Raw genomic sequence first — 21,249 nt, 5'->3', positions numbered from 1 at the left:
CCGGCTCGCCAACAGGGGAGGAAGCGAGATGCAGGCAGCGGAGACGGCTCGAGTCGCGATCGTGACCGGCGGAGCGGGCGGGTTGGGCTTTCCGATCGCCGAGCGGCTTGCAGCCAAGGGGCACAGGGTCGCGATCTGGGATATCGATGCCGGCCGCGCCGAGCAGGCCGCGGCGAGGCTGCCAAACGCCAGGGGTTACAAGGTCGACGTCACCGATGCCGCCGCGGTCGCTGCCGCGACCGAGAAGGTCGTGGCCGATCTCGGCCCGCTCGGCATCCTCGTCACCTGCGCCGGCCATAACGGCCCGCTCGCCCCCTTTGCGGAGTATCCGGCCGAGGGCTGGCGCTTCGTCATGGCGCTCAATCTCGATGCCGTCTTCCATTGCTGCCAGGCGGCGGTGCGCGAGATGCTGAAGACCGGCTATGGCCGCATCGTCAACCTCGCCTCGATCGCCGGCAAGGAGGGCAACCCGAACGCCGTCGCCTATTCCGCCTCGAAGGCCGGCGTGATCGGCCTGACCAAGTCGATCGGCAAGGAGCTGGCGACGACGCCGATCGTGGTCAACTGCGTGACGCCGGCGGCGATCGAGACCGAGATGCTCAACCAGCTGACGCCGGAGTTCAGGGCCTTCGTCACCGCCAAGATCCCGATGGGCCGCCTCGGCCGGGCTGAAGAGGTCGCGGCGCTGGTCGGCTGGCTCGCCTCGGAGGAATGCTCGTTCTCGACGGGCGCGGTCTTCGATGTGTCCGGCGGCCGCGCGACCTATTGAGGATTTCGCCTTGCACCAGACTTACCCCCTGTCGCTCGCCTATCTGACGGTCTTTGGCTGCCCGCCGGTCGAGCATGTGAAGGCCGCCGCCGCGGCCGGATACGACGCCGCCGGCCTCAGGCTGATCGCGCCGCATGGCCTCGAGCTCGCCCATCCGATCGTCGGCGACAAGGCCCTGACCCGGCAGATCAAGACCGTGGCCGCCGATCTCGGCGTCAGCTTCTTCGATGGCGAGGTCTTCACCTTGCTGCCGCAGACCGATGTCGAGGCCTGGCTGCCGGTGATCGAGACCGCCGCCGAGTTCGGCATGCCGATCATGCAGATCACCTCGGAAGACCCCGAGGGATCGCGCGCCGCCGACAATCTCGGGCGGATCGCCGATGCCGCCGCCCGGCACGGCATCAAGATGGCGATCGAGTTCATGCGCTGGCGCACTGCTGCGACGATCGAAGACGCCGCCGCGCTGGCGCGAGCCTCCGGTCGCGACAATGTCGGTATCCTGCTGGACACGCTGCACCTGTCGCGCTCGGGCGGCAGCCCGGCCAGCGTCGCCGCGCTGCCGCGCGAGCTGATGCTCTATCTCCAGCTCTGCGACGCACCGTCCGCGCAGCCCGCCAGCGATGCGGATGCCATTGCCGAGGCGCGCGGCGCGCGGTTGCTGCCGGCGGAAGGCGATCTCTGGCTGAAGGAGCTGATGGCGCAGCTGCCGAGCGGCATCTGGATCAGTGTCGAGACCCCGCATGAAAGCGTTGCGGGGCTGAGCTTCACGGAGAAGGCAAAGCGGGGAATACAGGCGACGCGGGCATTCCTCGATTCACTCGCGACTTGACCACTTGCAACTTGACAGAAAGCCACCTGCCGGAAGACCGCTCTTCTGACTGACGCCACAGGATTGCGGATGCCGCTCGCCTCATTCGGGACGAGCCGGCATCCGATAGGGTCGAGGAGGTCCATCACAGTGGATGCAAGGCCACGAGGGCTGTTGACGGCGCGCGTCACCGAGCGATTGCGCCGGGCCATTCTCGACGGCGAGGTCGAGCTCGGCGACGCCCTGTCGGAGGACAAGCTCGCCTCCCGGCTCGGGGTCAGCCGCAGCCCGGTCCATGAGGCGCTGACGGCGCTGGAGCAGGAGGGCCTGATCGACATCCGGCCGCAGCGCGGCAGCTTCGTCTTCCTGCCGACGCGGGAGGACATCGGCAATCTCTGCGAATTCCGTCGCATGGTCGAAGCGGAGGCGCTGAGCCTGGCGATGGCCCGCAAGCGCGACGAGACCCTCGCCGCGATGACGATTGCCGCCCGCAAGATGCATGAGGCGATCCTGGCCGACGATCACTATGGCAGCGCCAATGCCGACACCGAGTTCCACCTCGTGGCGATCGAGAACAGCGCCAACCCCTATCTGATCAGCGCCTATCGCCTGATTTCCAGCAAGGTCTCGGCGCTGCGCTCACATCGCTCGACAGCATTGGTGAAGAACGAGGCGAGCGCCGAGCATTTCGACATTGTCGAGAAGCTGGAAAAGGACGACCTGCCGGGCGCCCTGGCCGCGCTCAACACCCATATCCTGAAGATGGCCAAGCGCTACGATGTCGAGCCGATGCCCGGCCGCAGGGCGACCGGACGCGCGCCCCGAAGCTCCTCGCTCGACCAGTTCAGCCCGTTGCTGGATTGAGCCTCCGGCCGAGGCCTCAGCGCTGCCAGGGCATCAGCCGGGCTGCAGCCATTGCCGGCCGTAGGTCAGCAGCACGCCGAGCGCCATCACCACGACGAGGCTGGCATATATCGTCTCGGGGTTGCGCACCTCCCAGTGGTAGAAGGAGATGTAGCTGACGCCCTGCTTGGCCCGCACGAACTCGATCATCGCCGCGCCGAGCGGGATGCGCAGGACGGCAGGTTGGTCGTCGCGATGCTGCGCGGGCGCGGCAGGTCGATCCTGAAGGTCGCAAGGTCCCGGCCGGGCTGGACGCGGTCGCGCCCGCGTTCAAATGAATTTGCTGATGGTGCCGTGCGCGCAGCCTGTATCGCGACCGCCGAGCTAGGCAGCTTTCGGCAGCCCCCCGTCGAAGCGCCAGCCCTGCGCCACCAGCCGCTCCACCCCATCGAGCAGCCCGGCGAGCGGCGCTTCCGACAGGATCTCCAGCGCCACCGGCCCGGCATAGCCCTGCCGCTCGAGCTCCAGCCTGATCGCAGAAAAATCGATGGCGCCGCTGCCGATCGGATCATGCCGCCACTGGCCGGCAGGGCTGTCCGAGAGATGGACGATGCCGATGCGCCCGGCGAGCAAGCGCAGGCCCTGCGCCGGATCCTCCCCGATCGCGAAACCATTCGCGACGTCGTAGATCACCTTGATGTCGTCATAGCCCTCCTCGTCGAGGAAGCGTGTGATCGTCGCGGCGCTGTCGAGCAGCCCCTGCGGATGGTTCTCCAGGATGACGCCGACCCCAGCCCGGCGCGCTGCTTCCACCACCTGACGGAAAGCCGGCCGGAAGCTCTGCATCAGCCGATCATTGGCCTTGGCGAGCAGCGCGTGGCGCCGCCCGGAGCCGACGCAGACATGCCGCGCGCCCAGCTCGGCACAGCGCAGCGCCAGCCGGCGATAGGCCTCGACCGAGAAGGCGACGACCTCGGGCGCGGCACTGGCGAGGTTGATGTCGCTGCTGGCGAGATCCGCAGCCAGCAATTCGAGGGCATGGTCTTCGACGAGCCGGCGCAGCCGCGCGGTCCGGGCCTCGTCCTCGCGCCAGGGATCGAAATGCGGCGGCGAAGCCATCAGCTGGATCCGGCGGAAACCGGCGCCGGCCAGCGCCGCAACCGCCGCCTCCGCCTCCTCCTGCCAGACGAAACCGAAGGTATGCGCCGCCAGCTGCATTCTCTCACGCGTCCCTGCGAAATCTTCCTGTGAAGCCTTGCCTCAGCCGAAGAAGGGGCCCCGCGGCTGATGCGAGACCAGCGTCGGGCTCGCCCCCAGCGCGAGCGACAGTTCCCGCGCGGCACTGAGCAGCATCGGCGAGAAGATCAGCATCTTCTCCTCGGTCAGGCGGATATGCGGCCCGGCGATCACCAGCGCGCCGATGACCTCGCCGCTTTGGGCGCTGCGGATCGGCGCCGCCGTCGCGCTCATCCAGGGCGAATAGGTCTGGCTCACCATGCTGAAGCCGCGTTTGCGGGCCTGGCGCAGATATTTGAGCAAAGCGGCCGGCGTCTGCGGCGCCTTCGGGCCGAACTCCTCGCGCGAGCCGTAGCCCTGGCGCTCCACGATCGCGAGCGCCTCCTCTTCAGGCAGGCAGGAGAGCCAGGCATGGCCGCTGGCCGAGCAGGAGAGCCGGCCCGACTGGCCCATATCTGGGTCATAGCGCAGGCCGAAGGGCGAGCCTTGCGACTTTGCCACCCAGATCAGCTCGCGCCCATCGATCAAAGCGAGGCGGACCAGTTCGGCGGTCTCGCGCGCCAGCTGGTCGAGCACCGGCTGGGCGAGATCGGTGATGCCGCTGCCGGCGAGAAAACTGAAGGCAAGCGAGGCGATCTTGGCCGTGAGCTGGTACATGCCGTGATGGCGCTCCTGGCGAACATAGCCGCGCTCGACCAGGCTGGTCAGGACACGATGCGTCGCGCTGCGCGGGATGCTCAGCCGCTCGGCGATCTCGTAGAGCGGGAGCCCGTGCGCATGGGCCGCCAGGAGCTCGATCACCCCCAGCGTCCGCTCGAGCAGCCCGCTCGGAGCCTGATCGGCCTCGGCCTCTTCCGTGTCAGCGACGAGCTTCTTCGCCATGGCCCTATCCATCATGGAGTTCCTGGCGTTGTCTCTGGCGTGCCGCTTCGTGGACGGCAAGTGTGGCCCGCAAGGTGCGGGTCGCATCGGCGGCGTCGATCAGCGGCTTGGCGCCGTCGCGCACGACATCGCGAAGGTGACGCAGCTGACGCAGATAAGGGCTTTCGCGCGTGATCGGCAGCGTCTGCCGTGAGATCGGCGCGAACCAGCTCTTCTCGCCGTCATAGCGCCAGAGATCGAGCCCGGGCAGCGTCAGCGAGCCTTCCGTCCCCGACAGGAAATGCGAGGTCACCGGTGCCGGCTGCGCCGGATAGTTCGGCAACTCGCCCGAGGACAGGTCCCAGCTCCACGGCGCCACGGCGGTGTCGGACAGGCTGACCGTCACCAGCGCGCCATTCGCGAGTTCGAGCAGCACCGCCGCGGTGTCCTCGACCGGCAGGCCGCGGATGCGGTCGGAGGTGACGGCCTGGACCGCGACGATCTCTCCGCAGATGAAGCGGATCAGGTCGATCTCGTGGATCAGGTTGATCAGAACCGGCCCGCCGCCGGGCTCGCGCCGCCAGGCCAGATCGAAATAGGCGTCGTGCTTGTAGAAGGTGTAGAGCACCGTGGCGGTGGTCAGCCGTCCGAGCCCGCCGCTCTGCACCGTCTCGCGCGCCGTGGCGATGATCGGGTTGTAGCGCCGGTGATGGCCGACGAGGACCGGCAAACCGGCGCGGGCCGAAGCAGCCGCCAGCTCCTCGCCCTCTGCCACCGTCACCGCGACCGGCTTCTCGATCAGCACGGGAATCCCCTGCGCGATCGCATCGAGCCCGATCGGCAGATGGGTCTGGTTCGGCGTCGCGACGATCAGCGCCTCCAAACCACCCGCGGCGATCAGGGAGTGGTGATCCGGGAACCAGCGCAAACCACGCTCTTCGCAAAAGGCCCGGCCGGCCTCGGTCGGATCGGCGAGGCCGGCGACCACGGCGAAATCCGTTCCCGCGATCACGTCCGCATGGAGGCGGCCGATTGCTCCGGCCCCGACGATCCCGATTGAGAATGGCGACATGCCCCGGCCTCCTGCGTTGCGCCTCCTTATCCCGCTGGCGGGATCATCGGTCAAGTTATCTGGAACAAGATTCCATTTTTGAAAATAGGACTGGAATTTTATTCCATTTATGCTAGAGCATCGCCGCCGGCACGCATCGCGGAGCCAGCCAATCGGAGCCAGGCAAGGCCTCCGGGGAACGCCAATGCAGGGAGGGACGTCGTGACCGACTCAGACAAGCCGCAGCGGATTTCCACCATCAGGCGCCGGAGCCTGCTCCTCGGCGCCGGCTCGCTTGGCGCGAGCGGGCTCGTCTCGGCCCGGCTCGGCATGCCCTATATCGGCCACGCCGCCGCGGCCGAGCCGATCAAGATCGGCATGATCTGGGCCAAGACCGGCAGCATCGTCGACCAGTCGGAATACCTCGCCCAAGGCGGCATGCTGGCGCTTGAGCAGCGCAACAACACCCTGCTCGGTCGCCCCGCCGAAATCGTCTGGCTCGACGAGCCCAATCCGCAGGGCGCCCAGCAGAACGCCGAGCGCCTCGTCGGCGAGCACAAGGTCGTCGGCATGGTCGGCGGCGCACTGAGCTCCTTCGCATTGGGCATCTCGGCCGTGGCGAAGAAGGCCAAGATCCCCTATGTCGCCGCCAACGCCGCGACCGGCGACCTCACCGGAAAATCCTGCAACAAGTATACCTTCCGCCTGCAGCCGCCGGTCGAGGTGCATGTTCGCGCGCTCGCGCCCTATTGCGGCGAGATCGGCAAGAAGTGGTATCTGCTGACCGCCGCCTACGCCTTCGGCCAGGACATCAAGAGGGCCTTCGAGGCCTACGCCAAGGCGAACGGCATCACCATCGTCGGCGCCGACGAGGTGCCGGTCGGCACGCCCGACTACAGCTCCTTCATCCTGAAGATCCGCGCCGCCAGGCCCGATGTGGTCATCGGCGGCGTCGCAGCGAGCGACCTCACGACCTTCCTGAAGCAGTGGAACGAGCTCGGCATGAAGGGCCGTATCCCCTTCGCCGAGATCTCGGTGGGCAATACCGACCTCTGGGGCGTCGGGCCCGAGGCTGCCGACGGGCTCTACACCCTGACCTGGTACTACAAGAACCCGAACAATCCGCCGGAAGAGCAGGCGATGGCGGCGGCCTATGAGAAGAAATACAACCGCCCCGCCGCCGACAAGGCGTGGATGGGCTGGTTCGGCATGAAGAGCCTGCTCGACGCGATCGAGGCTGCCAAGTCGACCGAGCCGGCGGCGATCGTCGCCGCGCTGGAGAAATGGCAGGTCAAGCGCGGCGACCTCGATGTCCACTATCGCGACTTCGACCATCAGATGGTCAATCGCCTGCTGATCGCCGGCATCAAGCCGAAGATCACCGACAAATGGGACTATTTCGACATCAAGGCCGAGCTGCCGAAGACGCAAGGGGACATCGACAAGGCCTTCGGCTCGCAGGCCGAAAGCGCCTGCAAGATGGACGCGCTCTGACGCTCCGTCCAGCCGGATGAAGGACCGGCCGAGCCACGCGCCGGCCGGTCCCTTCCTCTTCCCTCGCCGCGCCCGTTCGAGGAGCGCCTGCCATGCTCGATATGATCCTGTCCCAGGCCGTGAACGGCCTGGTGTTGGGCTTCCTTTATGTGCTGATCGCCGTCGGGCTCTCGATCATCTTCGGGCTGCTCGGCATCGTGAACTTCGCCCATGGCGCCTTCTTCGCTGTCGGCGCCTATGTCGCTCTGGTGCTGGCGCGCGAATTCGGCTGGTGGGCGGCACTGCTCGCGCCCTTCGTCACCGGCGCGCTCGGCATGCTGGTCGAGATCGTGCTGATTCGCCATCTCTACGGCAAGGAGCCGCTGCTCGGCCTGATCCTGACCTTCGCGCTGGCGCTGCTGTTCGAGGCGGTGCTGCGCATGATCTTCGGCGGGGCGCCCCTGCCGTTCAGCGCGCCGCGCTTCCTCTCCGGCTTCGTCGAATACGGGCCGGTCTTGCTGACCAAATACCGGATGTTCGTGCTGCTGGTGACGGTCGCCGCTCTCGTCGCCTTCTGGGCCTTCCTGACCTACACGCCCTTCGGCCGGATCATCCGGGCCGGCTCGCGCGATGCCGAGATGGTCGGCCTGCTCGGTATCAACCTGCCGGTGGTGTTCAGCTTCGTCTTCGGCATCGGCTGTCTGCTCGCCGGCCTGGCTGGACTGCTCGCAGCCCCCCTCTGGACGGTGACGCCGACCATGGCGGCGAGCGCGATCATGCCGGCCTTCGTCATCGTCACGATCGGCGGGCTCGGCTCCTATGCCGGCGCGATCGTCGCCGGGCTGCTCGTCGGCGTCACCATCGCCATGACCATCCAGTTCCAGCCGGAATGGGCCGGCGCTGCGATGTATGTGCTGATGGCGGCGATCCTCCTCGTGCGTCCCCGTGGCCTCTTCGGTGAAAAGTGGGAGCGCTTCGAATGAACGCCCGCGGCTTCCTTGCGCATCCCGCCCTCTGGGCCAGCCTCGTCCTCTCCGGCCTGACGCTGCTCTGGCTCAGCCTCGGCGCGCCGATCGGCCTGATCACCCAAATCGCGATCTACACGCTCTACGGCATGGGCGTGAACCTGCTCGTCGGCTATACCGGGCTCGTCCCGTTCGGTGCCTCGGTCTTCTTCGGCTGCGCCAGCTATGCCGCCGCCTTCTTCGTGCTCGGGCGGATCAGCAACGACGTCTTCGGCATCGTGCTCGCCGTGCTGTTCTCGCTCGTGCTGGCATTCGGGCTCGGCGCGCTGATCCTGCGCCGCACGGGCCTCTATTTCTCGCTGCTGACGCTGGCCTGCTCGCAGATCGCCTTCGAGGTCGCCTTCAAGTGGACGGCCGTCACCGGCGGCGAGAACGGCCTGCAGGGCGTCGCCCGCGCCAGCTTTCCCAGCGACCTCTCCTTCCATCTCTTCGTGCTGGCCGCCGTCGTTGCCGGCATCTGCCTGCTCTGGCGGCTGGTGCATTCGCCCTTCGGCAGGGCGCTCCAGGCGGTGCGCGACAATGAGCAGCGCGCCCGCAGCCTCGGCTTCAACGTCTACCTGCTCAGGCTCGGCTCCTTCGTGCTGATGGCCGGCTTCGTCGGCTTTTCCGGCGCGCTGCTGACCTTCCTGCTGCAGGGCGTCTACGCCAATAATCTGAGCTGGCAGCATGCGGGCGACGCGCTGCTGATGACCGTGCTCGGCGGCGTCCACCATTTCCTCGGCCCGCTCTGGGGCGCGATCACCTTCATCATCCTGGAGAACCGGCTCTCGGCGATCACCGAGAACTGGTGGCTGATCTTCGCGCCGATCCTGATCCTGTTCGCCCTGCTCTCGCCGGAGGGCATCCAGGGCCTGGCCCAGCGCCTCATCGGCAAGCAGCGTTGGACCCTGACCCGGGGCAGCATCCCGCCGCGGCCGGCGCTGATCGAGCCCTATGTCAGCGCCGCCCAGGCGATGGATCCGGACAAGCCGATCCTGGAGACGCGCAAGCTCTCCAAGCAGTTCGGCAGCCTCGTGACGGCCAAGGAGATCGACCTTCAGGTCAAGCCCTTCGTGCTGCACTCGATCATCGGCCCCAACGGCGCCGGCAAGACCACCTTCTACAACATGCTGACCGGCGTATTGCCGCCCACCAGCGGCCAGGTCTTCTTCGAGGGCAGCGAGGTCACCCGCCTGCCGATGCATGCGCGCGCCCGGCTCGGCATGGGCCGCTCCTTCCAGATCCTCTCGATCTTCCCGAATCTCAGCGTCTTCGAGAATGTCCGCATCGCCGTGCAGGCGCAGCGGATCGGCGCCCGCGGCCTGCTGCGCGATGCCCATGCCGATCAGGCGATCAACGCGCGAACCTGGTCGATCCTCGACGCCGTCGGTCTCGCCGACCAGGCCGCCGAGCTTGCCCAGGATCTGCCGCATGGCGCCAAGCGCCTGCTCGAGATCGGCGTCACCCTGGCGATCGAGGCCAAGCTGCTGCTGCTCGACGAGCCGCTGGCCGGCCTGGCCGAAGCCGACCGCATCGTCGTCGCCGACCTCATCCGCAAGCTCGCCCAACGCCACGCCGTGCTGCTGATCGAGCACGACATCGACCGGGTCCTGGCCATCTCGGACCGCATCTCCGTGCTGCATCAGGGCCGGATGATCGCCGACGGCAAGCCGGCCGAGGTCGCCCGCAATCCCGAGGTCATCGCCGCCTATCTCGGCGCCGCCCGGGACGGCGAGCGGGCGTCCGCTCCGGCCGTGGCGCGCCGCGCGGGCGCGACGAGCCCGGTCCTGCTCGATGCAAAAGGCATCGCCGTCGGCTATGGCGGCAGCACCGTTCTCTCCGGGGTCGATCTCACCATCCGCGAGGGCGAGGCTGTCGCGCTGCTCGGCCGCAACGGCGTCGGCAAGACCACGACGCTGCGCGCGCTGACCGGCAGCCTGCCACTCGACTCGGGCTCGATCAGCTTCGCCGGCACGGACCTGCGCAAGCTCAGGCCCTTCGAGATCAACCGGCTCGGCATCTCGCTGGTGCCGGAGGGGCGCCGGCTCTTCCCCAACCTCACCGTCACCGAGAACCTTTTGCTGGCGCAGCGGCCGGGCGGCATCACGCTGGAGGAGGCCTTCGCTCTGTTCCCGCGCCTCAGGACGCGCCAGGCCGCCAAGGCCGAGAACCTCTCCGGCGGCGAGCGCCAGATGGTCGCGATCGCCCGAGCCTTGATGGTGCCGAGCAAGCTCGTCCTGCTCGACGAGCCCTTCGAGGGCCTGGCCCCGGCCGTGGTCAACGAGGTCATGGAAGCGCTGGTGAAGCTGCGCGGACGCGTTGCCATGGTCATCGTCGAGCACCATGCCGAGCTCGTGCTGCCGATCGTCGACCGCGCCTATGTGCTGGTCAACGGCCAGGTCGCCTTCGCCGGCGACGCCGCCCAGCTGGAGCATGACGAAGCCTTGCAGGCGCGGCTTCTCGGCGTCGTCGAAACCCAGGACACTCGTGCGGCCTAAAGCATTTTCGAGCGAAGTGGACACCGGTTCGCGTGAAGAAAATGGGCCAACTCAAAACCGCTGCGGCCGGAGGATATGACCATGAGCATCACCATCACCGGCGCGACCCGCCTCAATGTCATCGTCGGCGAGCCGATCGCACAGGTGAAGTCGCCGGCCGGCATGACCGCCGCCTTCGCCGCGCGCGGCCATGACGGCATCGTCGCGCCGGTGCGCGTCGCGCCGGAGCATCTCGCTGGCTTCCTGATCGCGCTCGACCATGTGCCGAACTGCGACGGCATCATCGTCACCGTGCCTCACAAATTCGCCTGCCATCGCCATTGCGCCAGCGCGACCGAGCGCGGCGACTTCCTCGGCACCGTCAACATCATGCGCCGGCGCAAGGACGGCGCCTGGCATGGCGACATCGTCGACGGGCTCGGCTTCGTCGGCGCGGTCAAGGCCAATGGCGGCGAGCCCGCCGGCAAGCGCGCCCTGCTGGTCGGCGCCGGCGGCGCCGGCTCGGCGATCGCGCTCGCCCTCGTCGATGCCGGAGTCAGCGAACTCGCCATCCACGATGCCGACGCCGAGCGCCGCGACCGGCTGATCGCCCGCCTCGACGGGCGGGGCGGCACGAAGGTCATCGTCGGCTCGGCCGATCCAACCGGATTCGAGCTCGTCGCCAACGCCTCGCCAGCCGGCATGAAGCCCGGTGATCCGCTGCCGGTCGAGGTCGACAAGCTTGCGCCCGAAACCTTTGTCGGCTGCGTCATCACGGTTCCCGTGGTCTCGCCGCTGATCGAGGCTGCCCGCAAGCGCGGCTGCCCGACCTCGACCGGCAGCGACATGTACCAGGCGCTGCAGAGCGCCATGGTCGACTTCCTGCTCGCCGGCGAGCGCATCGGCTGAGGTTCTGTGATGTTCACGACGCTGGCGGCATTGCCGGAACAGACGTCCTACGACGTCATCGTCGCCGGTTCCGGCGCGGCAGGACTGGCGGCGGCCGTCTTCGCCGCGATCGAGGGCCGCTCGGTGCTGGTCGTCGAGCGCACCGAGCACGTCGGCGGCACCAGTGCCCTCTCCGCCGCCACCACCTGGGTCCCGAACTCGCTCCATGCCGACAAGGTCGCGACCGGGGATTCATTTGAAAAGGCTGCCCGCTTCCTCGACGGCGTCGTCGGCAACCATTCCTCGGCGCGGCTGCGCGAAGCCTTCCTGCGCGCCGGGCCGCAGGCGATCGCCACGCTGGAACAACGCACCGCGGTGCATTTCCGCCCCTATGCGACCCATCCCGACTATGAGTCGGATGTGGAAGGCTCGACCCTGCGCGGCCGCGCCCTCGAGCCGATCCCCTTCGATGGCCGCCGGCTCGGCGCCGATCTCCACCGTATCCGCCCGCCGATCCCGGAATTCACCCTGTTCGGCGGCATGATGATCGACCGGACCGATATCGGCCACCTGCTCAAGCTCCGGACGTCCTGGGCCTCCTTCAAGCATGCGGCCGCCATCCTCGGCCGCTACGGCTTGGACCGCCTCCGCGGCAAACGTGGCACCCGCCTCGTCATGGGAAACGCCCTGATCGGCAGCTTGCTGCTGACGCTGAAGCAGCATGGCGGCACGGTGCTGCTCAACGCCGCGATCACGCAATTGCAGACAGGTCCTGACGGCGTCACCGGCGTCGTCGTCGAGCAGGGCGGTGCGACGCGCGCGATCGCGGCTGGCCTCGCCGTCGTGCTCGCCGCCGGCGGCTTCAACCGCCATCCGCAGCGCCGCGGCGCCATGCTGCACTCACCGACGCCGGCGCTCAGCCCGGCCGCCCCCGGCCATACCGGCGCGATGCAGGACCTGGCGCTCAAGCTTGGAGCGCGCTTCGGCGAGGGCAGCCGGGACAACGCCTATTGGGCGCCCGTCTCGACGCGGACAAGGCCGGATGGCAGCACCGCGGTCTTCCCGCATTTCGTACTCGACCGCAGCAAGCCGGGCACTGTCTGTGTCGACCAGACCGGCCGGCGCTTCGTCAACGAATGCACCTCCTATCATCTGTTCAGCCGCGCCATGTTCGAGGCGAACCGGACGCGTCCGACCATCCCCTGCTGGATCATCACCGACGCCGAAGGTCTCAGGCGCTACGGGCTCGGCATGGTCAGGATGGGCACGCGCAACCTGAACCCCTTCCTCGCCGACGGCTATCTCGTCGAAGGCGCGACCATCGCCGAACTCGCCGGCAGGCTTTCGATCGATCCCGCTGCGCTCGGCGACACCATCGCCCGCATGAACGACCATGCCCGCACCGGCGTCGATCCCGAGTTCGGCCGCGGCACAACCGACTATCACCGCGTCAACGGCGACGCCTCGCGCGGCCTGCCCAATCCGACGCTCGGCCCGATCGCGACGGCCCCCTTCTACGCGGTCAAGCTGACGCCCGGCGATATCGGCGCCGCCACAGGCCTCGTCATCGACGAGAACGCGCAGGTGCTCGGCGAGGGCGACCGGCCGATCGGCCGGCTTTATGCCTGCGGGAATGAGGCGCAGTCGATCATGGGCGGGACCTATCCCGGCCCCGGCATCACCATCGGCCCGGCCATCACCTTCGCCTGGTGCGCGATCCGCCATGCGCTCGGGGAGCGTATGCCCGGATGAGCAGCGACCTGCCCAGCTCCTGCGATCTGTTGGTGATCGGCTCCGGTGCCGGCGGGCTGGCGAGCGCCGTCACCGCGGCCGTGCTCGGCCTCGATGTCGTCGTGATCGAGAAGGAGCGCCATTTCGGCGGCACCACCGCCTGGTCCGGCGGCTGGATGTGGCTGCCGCGTAACCCGCTCGCCCGCGCCGCCGGCATCGACGAGGACGAGGAGACGATCCGCACCTATCTGCGCCACGAGCTCGGCGAAGGCTATGACGAGGCCTTCGTCACCATGCTGATCGAGCAGGGGCCGCTCATGGTCGAGTTCTTCCGGCGCGAGAGCGCGGTCGACTTCATCGACGGCAACCTGATGCCGGACTTCCACGGCAACGTGCCCGGCGCAGGCACCGGCGGCCGCTCGCTCTGCGCCAAGCCCTATGACGGGCGCGAGCTCGGCGCGCGCCTGCAGGACCTGCGTCCGCCGCTCGAAGAGATCGCACCCTTCGGCATGAACATCGCGTCGGGCGCTGACCTCCAGCATTTCCTCGATGCGACGCGCAAGCTCCCCTCCTTCCTGCATGTCCTGCGCCGGCTGGCGCGCCACTTCATTGATCGCGCCAGCCATGGCCGCGGCCTGCATCTGGTCAACGGCAACGCCCTTGTCGCGCGCCTGCTCAAATCGGCCGATGATCTCGGTATAGCCTTGCTGAAGGAGACCGCGGCGGTGGAACTGCTGCGCGACGGCGAGCGCATCGCCGGCGCCGTTATCGAGCACGAGGGCACACGCCGGACAATCCGGGCGACACGCGGCGTCGTGCTCGCCACCGGCGGCTTCCCGCATGATCTCGCCCGCAAGTCGGCGCTCTTCCCGCATGCGCCGACCGGCCGCGAGCACTGGTCTGCGGCGCCTTGCAGCAATACCGGCGACGGCCTCAGGCTCGGCGAGGCCGCCGGGGGACATGTCCGGTCGGACCTCACGCACGCCGGCGCCTGGGCCCCGGTCTCGCTGGTGCCGAAGCCGGGCGGCGAGCCTGGCCGCTTCCCGCATCTGGTCGAGCGGGCCAAGCCCGGCGCGCTGATGGTGCGCCGGGACGGCAGGCGCTTCTGCAACGAGGCCGATTCCTATCACGACGTGATGCAGGCCCTCTTTGCTGCGACGCCCGCGGGCGAGCCGGCAGAGGCCTGGCTGATCTGCGATCACGCCTTCCTGCGCCGCTATGGGCTGGGCCGCGTACGGCCCCGCCCGTTCTCGATCCGGCCCTGGCTGAGCAACGGCTATCTCAAGCGCGGCACGACGATCGCCGAGCTTGCGTCGGCCTGCGGCATCGATGCCCACGGGCTGGCCCGCACCCTCGACGCCTACAACGCCACCGCCGCCGAGGGCCGCGACCCCGAATTCGGCCGCGGCGATACGCCCTACAACCGCATCCAGGGCGCGGCCGACAAGCAGCCGAACCCGTGCGTCGCGCCGCTCGGCCCGGGGCCGTTCTATGCGGTCAGGATCGTGCCCGGCAGCCTGGGCACCTTCGCCGGCCTCAGGACCGACGCGCAGGCGCGCGTGCTCGATGACCACGATGCGCCGATTCCGGGCCTCTATGCGGTCGGAAACGACATGTCGAGCATGATGGCCGGCCGCTATCCCGCCGGCGGCATCACCCTCGGCCCGGCCATGACCTTCGGATACGTCGCCGCCCACCATGCCGGCGGCATCCCGCTCGCCAACAACCGTTCCTGATCCCGCGCCCGGAGAACCGCCATGCGCTATGACATCGCCACCCTCACCGTCCGCCTCGGCAAGGCTGGCGCGGTCGTCGCCGCGGTCGACGCCGCACTGAAGGCACCGGAGGCGAAGGGCAGCCTGCTCGGCTGCTGGGCGAGCGAGATCGGCACGCTCAACCAGGTCATCCTGTTGCGCAGCTTCGCCGACGAGACCGAGCTCTTGTCGGAGCGCCAACGCCTGCTCTCAAGCGGCAACCCGTTCGGAGCCGGCGAGGACATCGCCAGGCTCGCCTTCGACAGCTATGCGCCCTTCCCCTTCCTGCCGCCGGTGCAGCCCGGCAAGCTCGGCGCGGTCTACGAGATCCGAACTTATATGCTGAAGCATGGCGGCGTGCCGGCGACGATCGCCGCCTGGCAGGCGGCCGTGCCGGCGCGCGTCGCGCTCTCCCCGCTCGTCATCGCCATGTACGCGCTCGACGGCCCGCCGCGCTTCACGCATATCTGGCCCTTCGCCAGCCTCGACCAGCGTGCCGCCGTCAGGGCCGAGGCCGTCGCGAAGGGCATCTGGCCGCCCAAGGGCGGGCCGGAATGGCTGACCGGCGAGATGTATTCGACGATCGCGCTGCCGACCGCGATCTCGCCGCTCGCCTGAAGCATGATCCGGACAAGTGGAAACCGGTTTTCCGAAAAGATCATGCTTCGCAAAAAGGATGAGAGTGTGCCGACGATTGAACCAGGCATCGGCGCACTCGAACAGGGATACCCGTCATGCCGCTGATGTCGCTGGCCTATCTCACCACCGTGCCGCTGAGCCCGCCCGATGCGGTCCGGCTCGCCGCCGAGCTCGGCTATGACGCCGTCGGCCTGCGCGCCCTCCCGGCAGCGCCGGGCGGCGACACCAGCCCGCTGATCGAGGATGCCGCGCTGCTGGCCGAAACCCGGCGCGCCATCGCCGACGGCGTCCCGGTCTTCGATGTCGAGATCATCCGGCTCGGCGCCGATTTTTCCGTCGAGGCCGTCAGGCCCTTCCTTGATGTCTGCGGCGCGCTGCAGGCCCGCGCCGTGCTGGTCGCCGGCGACGATCCTGACGAGGCGCGTCTCACAGCCTCCTTCGCCGCCTTCTGCGCCGCGGCGGCGCCGTATGGCCTGAGTGGCGACCTCGAATTCATGCCGTGGACGCAGGTTCCGGACGCCCGCACGGCGCTGCGCATCGTCACCGCCGCCGATCAGCCCAATGGCCGCGTTCTGGTCGATGCACTTCACGCTGGCCGCTCCAGCACCACGCTCGCCGACATCGCCGCGATCCCGACCGCGCGCCTGAGCTATGCCCAGCTCTGCGACGCACCGGCCGAGATCCCCACCACGACCGAAGGTCTGATCCACACCGCCCGGCAGGCCCGCCTGCTGCCGGGCGAGGGCGGCATCGACCTCGTTGGCATCTTCAGCCAGCTCCCGGCCGAGCTGCCGGTCAGCGTCGAGGTCCCGCATCTCGAACGCAGCGCTGAGTTCGGCGTCCGCGAATGGGCTCGCCAGGCCTTGGCAGCGGCGCGCGCCACCCTCGCCGCCCGCGATGCGGCGGTGGCCAAGGGCGCTTCGCTGCGGCGGTAAGCAGAGATGTTGCTCAGTAGAGCGACATGCCCAGCATAGGCATGGTCGCGGCGATCTCGCCCTATTTCACCACGAAGCCGTGCGCGAACGGGTCGCGGTCGTCGATGAAGATGGTGTTGTAGCCGGTCATGCGGGCCCAGCCGGCGATCGAGGGGATGATCGCTGGGCGATTCGCCACCGTCGTCGCCGCCTCGACCCGGCCCTTGAACAGCGAGCCGATGATCGATTCGTGCACGAACTCGTCGCCGACCTTAAGCTTGCCCTTGGCGGCGAGCTGCGCCATCCGCGCCGAGGTTCCGGTGCCGCAGGGCGAGCGGTCGATCGCCTTCTCGCCATAGAACACGGCGTTGCGGGCATGGGCGCTACCTTGCGTCGCCTTGCCGGTCCACTGGATATGCGAGAGGCCCCGGATCTCCGGGTGTTCCGGATGGACGAATTCGTATTTCGCGTTCAGCGCCGCCCGCAGTTTCGGCGACCAGCCGACCAGCTCGCCGGCGGTGTGGTCGGCCATATCGCGGAAGTTCTTCTGCGGCTCGACGATCGCATAGAAATTGCCGCCATAGGCGACGTCGACGACGATCTCGCCGAGCCCCTCGACCTCGGCCGTCAAGCCTTCCGCATAGAGGAAGCCCGGAACGTTGGTGAGGCGGACCTCCTCGACGAAGCGGCCCTCCTGGCGATAGCTGATGTCGACCTTGCCGGCCGGCGCATCGATCGAGAGCTTCCCCGGCTCGCGCGGCGTGATCAGCCCGTTCTCGATCCCCATGGTGATCGTGCCGATCGTGCCGTGGCCGCACATCGGCAGGCAGCCCGAGGTCTCGATGAACAGCACGGCGACGTCACAATCGGGCCGCGTCGGGGGATAGAGGATCGAGCCCGACATCATGTCGTGCCCGCGCGGCTCGAACATTAGCCCGGTACGGATCCAGTCGAACTCGCGCAGGAAATGTGCCCGCTTCTCCAGCATGGTCGCGCCTTCGAGGCGCGGCCCGCCGCCCGAGACCAGGCGGACCGGATTGCCGCAGGTGTGGCCGTCGATGCAGGAGAAGGTGTGGCTGGCCATGGTTCAGAACTTTCCTCAGGCGCGCAAAGCCTGCTTGAAGTCATGTCGGCTTTTTGAATACAGCATGTATACAGATTTGCAACGACAGAGCGAGGCAGCGCCATGAGCGAGACGACGACCCTCAGCATGGAGGCGTTGACGGGCCGGATCGAGGCGATCTTCCGCAAGGGCGGGTTGTCGTCGCGACATGCGGCGGCGCTCGCGCGCGTGATCGCGGCCGGCGAACGCGACGGCTGCAAGTCGCATGGCGTTTACCGCGTCGAAGGCTGCCTGCGCACCATCAAGGCTGGGAAGGTCTCGCCCGACGCCGAGCCCGCCCTGCATGACGATGGCTCGGCCGTGCTGCGCGTTTCCGCAGGCGGCGCCTTCTCCTGCGCCGGCTTCGAGCTCGGAGCCCCCGCCCTCGCCGAGCGAGCCAAGCAGCTCGGCCTCGCGGCTCTGGTGATCAACGACTGCACCCATTTCTCGGCGCTCTGGCCGGAGGTCGAGGTGCTCGCCGAAATGGGCGTCGCCGCGCTGGCGATGTGCCCGAGCTACGCGACGGTGGCGCCGTCCGGCGGAATCAGCGCCCTGCTCGGCACCAACCCGCTCGCCTTCGGCTGGCCACGCCAAAGCGGGTACCCTTACGTCTTCGACTTCGCCACCAGCGTCGCGGCGCGCGGCGAGATCGAACTCTACCGCCGCGCCGGCAAGCCGCTGCCCGAGGGCTGGGCGCTCGATGCGCAGGGCGAGCCGACCACCGACCCGACCGCGGCGCTCGCCGGGGCGATGCTGCCCTTTGGCGGACACAAGGGCTCGGCGATCTCGACCATGATCGAACTGCTGGCCGGCGTGATGATCGGCGACCTGACCAGCCAGGGCGCGCTCGATTTCCTGGGCACCACGACGCTGGCGCCGCAGCATGGCGAGCTGATCCTGGCGTTCTCGCCCGAGCGCTTCGCCGCCGGCCGTCCCGGCGATCCCTTCGCCCGCGCCGAGATCCTGTTCGAGGCGATCGCCGGCCAGGGCGCGCGCCTGCCCTCGCAGCGGCGTTTCAAGGCCCGCGAGGGCTCGCTGGCGGATGGCGTTGCCCTGACAGTAGCCGAGATCGATCACTTGGACCGGCTGGAGGCGCTGGGGCTCGACGCGGTTGCGTGACCAACGAGAAAGCCACGGGTCTGGCCGGACTGTCAGCTCACGACCCGTTGCAGACCAAACGTGCGCACCATACCATCGGTTGTATCGCTCTTAGGAGACGTCCCGGTGCGTTTGATCGGCCTCTTGTCAGCGTTGGCTTTGAGTTTGCTCCCCAGTCGTTCGCCGGCGTGCGAGGTCGCGGTTAGAGACGCGAAAGCTGCGATTGCCGAGGTTCGGGCACTGTTCGAACCTTATCGGGCGAGGTGCCGCTACGACGACGAAGGCATCCAATGCCTCGTGAAAGAACGGTCGTTATCGACCAGCTCGGTGGCCATGCCCGGGTTTGTGCCCGGATATCTGGCGGTGCTAAGCGCCTCTGCCGGCGAAAAGGTGGACAAGGACAGCCTTGCCAGGATTTTCGTGAGTCACATGGTCGATCGTTCTCCTACTCGGGAAATCAAAACACGTTTCGTCCGAGCACTGGAAACGGGCGAAGAGTTCAAGGTTTCGGGAGAAGACTGTACTTTAGCGGTCCGGACGAAAGATGGGATGTTGGAGGTCGTATTGGCGGGGCCGATGGTCCGCTAACGACCCAACTGAGACACTCGTCACGTCGGGCAGCTCGACACCCATGGCCCGATGGATAGGCCCTCCTATCGTTGGGAGGGCCTATCCTCGGCAGTTCTCAGGCGGCGCGCCTCAGCGTACCTGCCTGCTTCGACCACTGCGCGTACCAGGCGTCGAACAGCTTGAGCTGCGCCTCGACATAGCCGCGTTGGCTCTCGCCGAGCATATCGCTCGGGTTGAAGTGCAGCGTGTGCTCGGCGTCGCCCTTCAGCACCATCATGTGCTTGAAATAGAGGACGAGCTCCGGCCCCTCGTCGAAGGAGGACAGCACGGCGAGCGCCGCCTCCAGCTCGAGCGCGAGGCGCCGCGCTTCGACATCGCCCTTCGCCGCCGCCTGGCTCAGGCTGACGAGGTGCAGCACCTCCCTGGGCAGCACGCAGCCGATGCCGGTGATCGCGCCGGTCGCGCCGCAATTGACGAAGCCGTGAAAGACGCAGGTGTCGACGCCGATCATCAGCGAGACGTCATCGTCGCGGCTGGTGATGTTTTCCGCGGCGTAGCGCATGTCGGCCGCGCCGCCGAACTCCTTGAAGCCGACCAGGTTCGGATGCTCGGCCCGCAGCGCGAAGAATAGGTCGGCGCGGGTGGCGAAGCCGTAATAGGGGCTGTTGTAGATCACCGCCGGCAAGTCCGGCGCGGCCGCGAGGATCGCCTTGAAATGGTGGCGCTGCGCCTCGACGACCGAACCGCGCGAGAGCACGCGCGGGATCACCATCAGCCCCTTGGCACCGATTGTCTGGGCATGGGCGGCATGGGCGACGGCGGAGGCGGTATTGACCGCGCCGGTGCCGACGATCACCGGCACGCCCGCCTTCACCAAGGCCTCGACGCCTTGCATGCGCTGTTCGTCGGTCAAAAGCGGCCAATCGCCCATCGAGCCGCAATAGACCACGGCGGACATGCCGGCGGCGATCAGCTCCTTGCCCTTGCGCACCAGGGCTTCGAAATCGGGGCTGCGGTCGTCCTTGCAGGGGGTCATCAGCGCCGGCATGCAGCCGGAAAAGATCTGGGCCTTCATCACGCGCTCCTCGGGCTGGCGGTTCCATGGACGGCCTGTCTCGCCGCCTTGATCGACAATGATAATACTCTTTGTATTTTGTTTGTCGACAAGAAAAATCACGGCGCAAGAACTCACCGTCCCGGGACGTCACAGACGGCTCCGGAGCGGCGAAAAGGCGAGGTTTGGAGTGCGCGCTACAGCGCCAGCGTCTGGCGTCTGTCGCGCGCGATCAGTTGCTGGATCTGCTGCACGATCTGGTCGGCATGGGCTCTGGCCAGCCGGTCGGCGCCCTCGACGTCGCGGGCGGCGATCGCCGCGATCATTTCTTCATGTTCCGCCACATAGCGCTGCGGCAGCCGATCCTCGAAGGAGGAGTAATAGAGCCGCAGGATACGCCGGCCCTCGTCGAGCAGGCGGCAGAACAGCCCGGTATAGTAGGGATTGCGCCCAGCGTCGGCGATCGCGGCATGGAAATCGCGGTTGGTCGCGATCATGGCGAGCGCGTCCTGCGCCGCGACGGCCGCCGCGAAGGCGGCCTGCCGGGCGCGGATGACGTCGAGATCGGCCGGCACGTGGAACTCGGCGGCCAGCCGCGTGGTGACGCGGTACATCAGCGTGATCGCGTCGAAAAAGGTGTGCAGGTTGAGGAAGTCGATGTTCGACACCACCGTCGAGCGGTTGGGCAGCGTCGTCACCAGCCCTTCGCTCGCCAGGCGCACCAGCGCCTCTCGGATCGGCGTGCGCGACATCGACAGCCGCTCGGCGAGCTGGATCTCGTCGATCGGGCTGCCGGGCGGCAGCACGAGGTCGATGATGTCGTCGCGCAGGATGTCGTAGACGAGCTTGACGCCCTCGCCCCGCTTGCGCTCGGCCGGCACGGCCATGGTCTTGTCGGTCATGTGCGGTCCCTTGTCGACATGACGAATACAGCTCCGCAGAGAGCGCCGCAAACGAGGCCGCATCGTCATTTCGTA

20 protein-coding genes are annotated in these 21,249 nt (G+C 67.9%); 13 read left to right on the top strand and 7 right to left on the bottom strand.

What is annotated here, in order from left to right:
• Positions 1-28 precede the first annotated feature (28 nt).
• From V7S63_RS11960 to V7S63_RS11950, 3 genes are all read left to right on the top strand, one after another.
• Positions 29-769, top strand: coding sequence for an SDR family NAD(P)-dependent oxidoreductase (locus V7S63_RS11960; protein WP_336530377.1), 741 nt, complete (start codon positions 29-31; stop codon positions 767-769).
• A gap of 10 nt (positions 770-779) precedes the next feature.
• Complete coding sequence (locus tag V7S63_RS11955) at positions 780-1,598, top strand: sugar phosphate isomerase/epimerase family protein (RefSeq protein WP_336530376.1); 819 nt, start codon at positions 780-782, stop codon at positions 1,596-1,598.
• Positions 1,599-1,751: 153 nt separating this feature from the next.
• Positions 1,752-2,441 carry a GntR family transcriptional regulator gene (locus V7S63_RS11950; RefSeq protein ID WP_336530375.1) on the top strand — a complete coding sequence of 230 codons (690 nt, stop codon included), beginning with the start codon at positions 1,752-1,754 and terminating at the stop codon, positions 2,439-2,441.
• A 33-nt stretch (positions 2,442-2,474) separates the two neighbouring features.
• Here the strand turns inward: V7S63_RS11950 and V7S63_RS11945 are convergent, their stop codons facing one another.
• The 4 genes from V7S63_RS11945 to V7S63_RS11930 form a co-directional block, all read right to left on the bottom strand.
• A complete protein-coding gene (locus tag V7S63_RS11945) occupies positions 2,475-2,630 on the bottom strand; it encodes a hypothetical protein (RefSeq protein WP_336530374.1) in 156 nt (51 codons plus the stop codon).
• Positions 2,631-2,804: 174 nt separating this feature from the next.
• Entirely contained in the window at positions 2,805-3,638 is an 834-nt protein-coding gene (locus V7S63_RS11940; RefSeq protein WP_336530373.1) for a sugar phosphate isomerase/epimerase family protein, read from the bottom strand.
• A 42-nt stretch (positions 3,639-3,680) separates the two neighbouring features.
• Positions 3,681-4,538: an IclR family transcriptional regulator gene (locus V7S63_RS11935; RefSeq protein ID WP_100962712.1), complete on the bottom strand. Its 858-nt coding sequence runs from the start codon at positions 4,536-4,538 to the stop codon at positions 3,681-3,683.
• Positions 4,539-4,542: 4 nt separating this feature from the next.
• Positions 4,543-5,589, bottom strand: coding sequence for a Gfo/Idh/MocA family protein (locus tag V7S63_RS11930; RefSeq protein WP_100962711.1), 1,047 nt, complete (start codon positions 5,587-5,589; stop codon positions 4,543-4,545).
• A 201-nt stretch (positions 5,590-5,790) separates the two neighbouring features.
• Here V7S63_RS11930 and V7S63_RS11925 point away from each other — a divergent pair, with 201 nt between their 5' ends.
• The 8 genes from V7S63_RS11925 (at position 5,791) to V7S63_RS11890 (ending at position 16,469) form a co-directional block, all read left to right on the top strand.
• Entirely contained in the window at positions 5,791-7,062 is a 1,272-nt protein-coding gene (locus V7S63_RS11925; RefSeq protein WP_100962710.1) for an ABC transporter substrate-binding protein, read from the top strand.
• A 92-nt stretch (positions 7,063-7,154) separates the two neighbouring features.
• Positions 7,155-8,024, top strand: coding sequence for a branched-chain amino acid ABC transporter permease (locus V7S63_RS11920; RefSeq protein WP_091837835.1), 870 nt, complete (start codon positions 7,155-7,157; stop codon positions 8,022-8,024).
• Positions 8,021-10,543 (top strand): branched-chain amino acid ABC transporter ATP-binding protein/permease, encoded by a 2,523-nt coding sequence (locus V7S63_RS11915; protein ID WP_336530372.1) that lies wholly within the window; start codon positions 8,021-8,023, stop codon positions 10,541-10,543. Before V7S63_RS11920 ends, V7S63_RS11915 begins: the two co-directional genes overlap by 4 nt.
• A gap of 81 nt (positions 10,544-10,624) precedes the next feature.
• A complete protein-coding gene (locus V7S63_RS11910) occupies positions 10,625-11,431 on the top strand; it encodes a shikimate dehydrogenase family protein (RefSeq protein WP_336530371.1) in 807 nt (268 codons plus the stop codon).
• 9 nt (positions 11,432-11,440) lie between these two features.
• On the top strand, positions 11,441-13,162 hold the full coding sequence (locus V7S63_RS11905) for an FAD-dependent oxidoreductase (protein ID WP_336530370.1): 1,722 nt from the start codon (positions 11,441-11,443) through the stop codon (positions 13,160-13,162).
• A complete protein-coding gene (locus tag V7S63_RS11900; RefSeq protein WP_336530369.1) occupies positions 13,159-14,877 on the top strand; it encodes an FAD-dependent oxidoreductase in 1,719 nt (572 codons plus the stop codon). Before V7S63_RS11905 ends, V7S63_RS11900 begins: the two co-directional genes overlap by 4 nt.
• A gap of 21 nt (positions 14,878-14,898) precedes the next feature.
• Positions 14,899-15,513: an NIPSNAP family protein gene (locus V7S63_RS11895; protein ID WP_336530368.1), complete on the top strand. Its 615-nt coding sequence runs from the start codon at positions 14,899-14,901 to the stop codon at positions 15,511-15,513.
• Between the two features lie 116 nt (positions 15,514-15,629).
• Positions 15,630-16,469: a sugar phosphate isomerase/epimerase family protein gene (locus V7S63_RS11890; protein ID WP_336530367.1), complete on the top strand. Its 840-nt coding sequence runs from the start codon at positions 15,630-15,632 to the stop codon at positions 16,467-16,469.
• 61 nt (positions 16,470-16,530) lie between these two features.
• Here V7S63_RS11890 and V7S63_RS11885 read toward each other — a convergent pair whose 3' ends face one another.
• On the bottom strand, positions 16,531-17,532 hold the full coding sequence (locus V7S63_RS11885) for a 4-hydroxyproline epimerase (RefSeq protein WP_336530366.1): 1,002 nt from the start codon (positions 17,530-17,532) through the stop codon (positions 16,531-16,533).
• A 102-nt stretch (positions 17,533-17,634) separates the two neighbouring features.
• Between V7S63_RS11885 and V7S63_RS11880 the strand changes: the two genes are divergently transcribed.
• Positions 17,635-18,669 (top strand): Ldh family oxidoreductase, encoded by a 1,035-nt coding sequence (locus tag V7S63_RS11880; protein ID WP_336530365.1) that lies wholly within the window; start codon positions 17,635-17,637, stop codon positions 18,667-18,669.
• 105 nt (positions 18,670-18,774) lie between these two features.
• Complete coding sequence (locus V7S63_RS11875) at positions 18,775-19,236, top strand: hypothetical protein (protein WP_100962700.1); 462 nt, start codon at positions 18,775-18,777, stop codon at positions 19,234-19,236.
• Between the two features lie 97 nt (positions 19,237-19,333).
• Here V7S63_RS11875 and V7S63_RS11870 read toward each other — a convergent pair whose 3' ends face one another.
• On the bottom strand, positions 19,334-20,293 hold the full coding sequence (locus V7S63_RS11870) for a dihydrodipicolinate synthase family protein (RefSeq protein ID WP_336530364.1): 960 nt from the start codon (positions 20,291-20,293) through the stop codon (positions 19,334-19,336).
• Positions 20,294-20,469: 176 nt separating this feature from the next.
• Complete coding sequence (locus V7S63_RS11865) at positions 20,470-21,174, bottom strand: GntR family transcriptional regulator (protein ID WP_100962698.1); 705 nt, start codon at positions 21,172-21,174, stop codon at positions 20,470-20,472.
• Positions 21,175-21,249 lie beyond the last annotated feature (75 nt).

The sequence above is a fragment of the Allobosea sp. CCNWLY174 genome (assembly GCF_037120455.1).
Classification (GTDB): Bacteria; Pseudomonadota; Alphaproteobacteria; order Rhizobiales; family Beijerinckiaceae; genus Allobosea; species Allobosea lupini.
The sequence above is the reverse complement of the archived record's forward strand: the minus strand, read 5'-3'. Positions and strand labels throughout refer to the sequence as shown.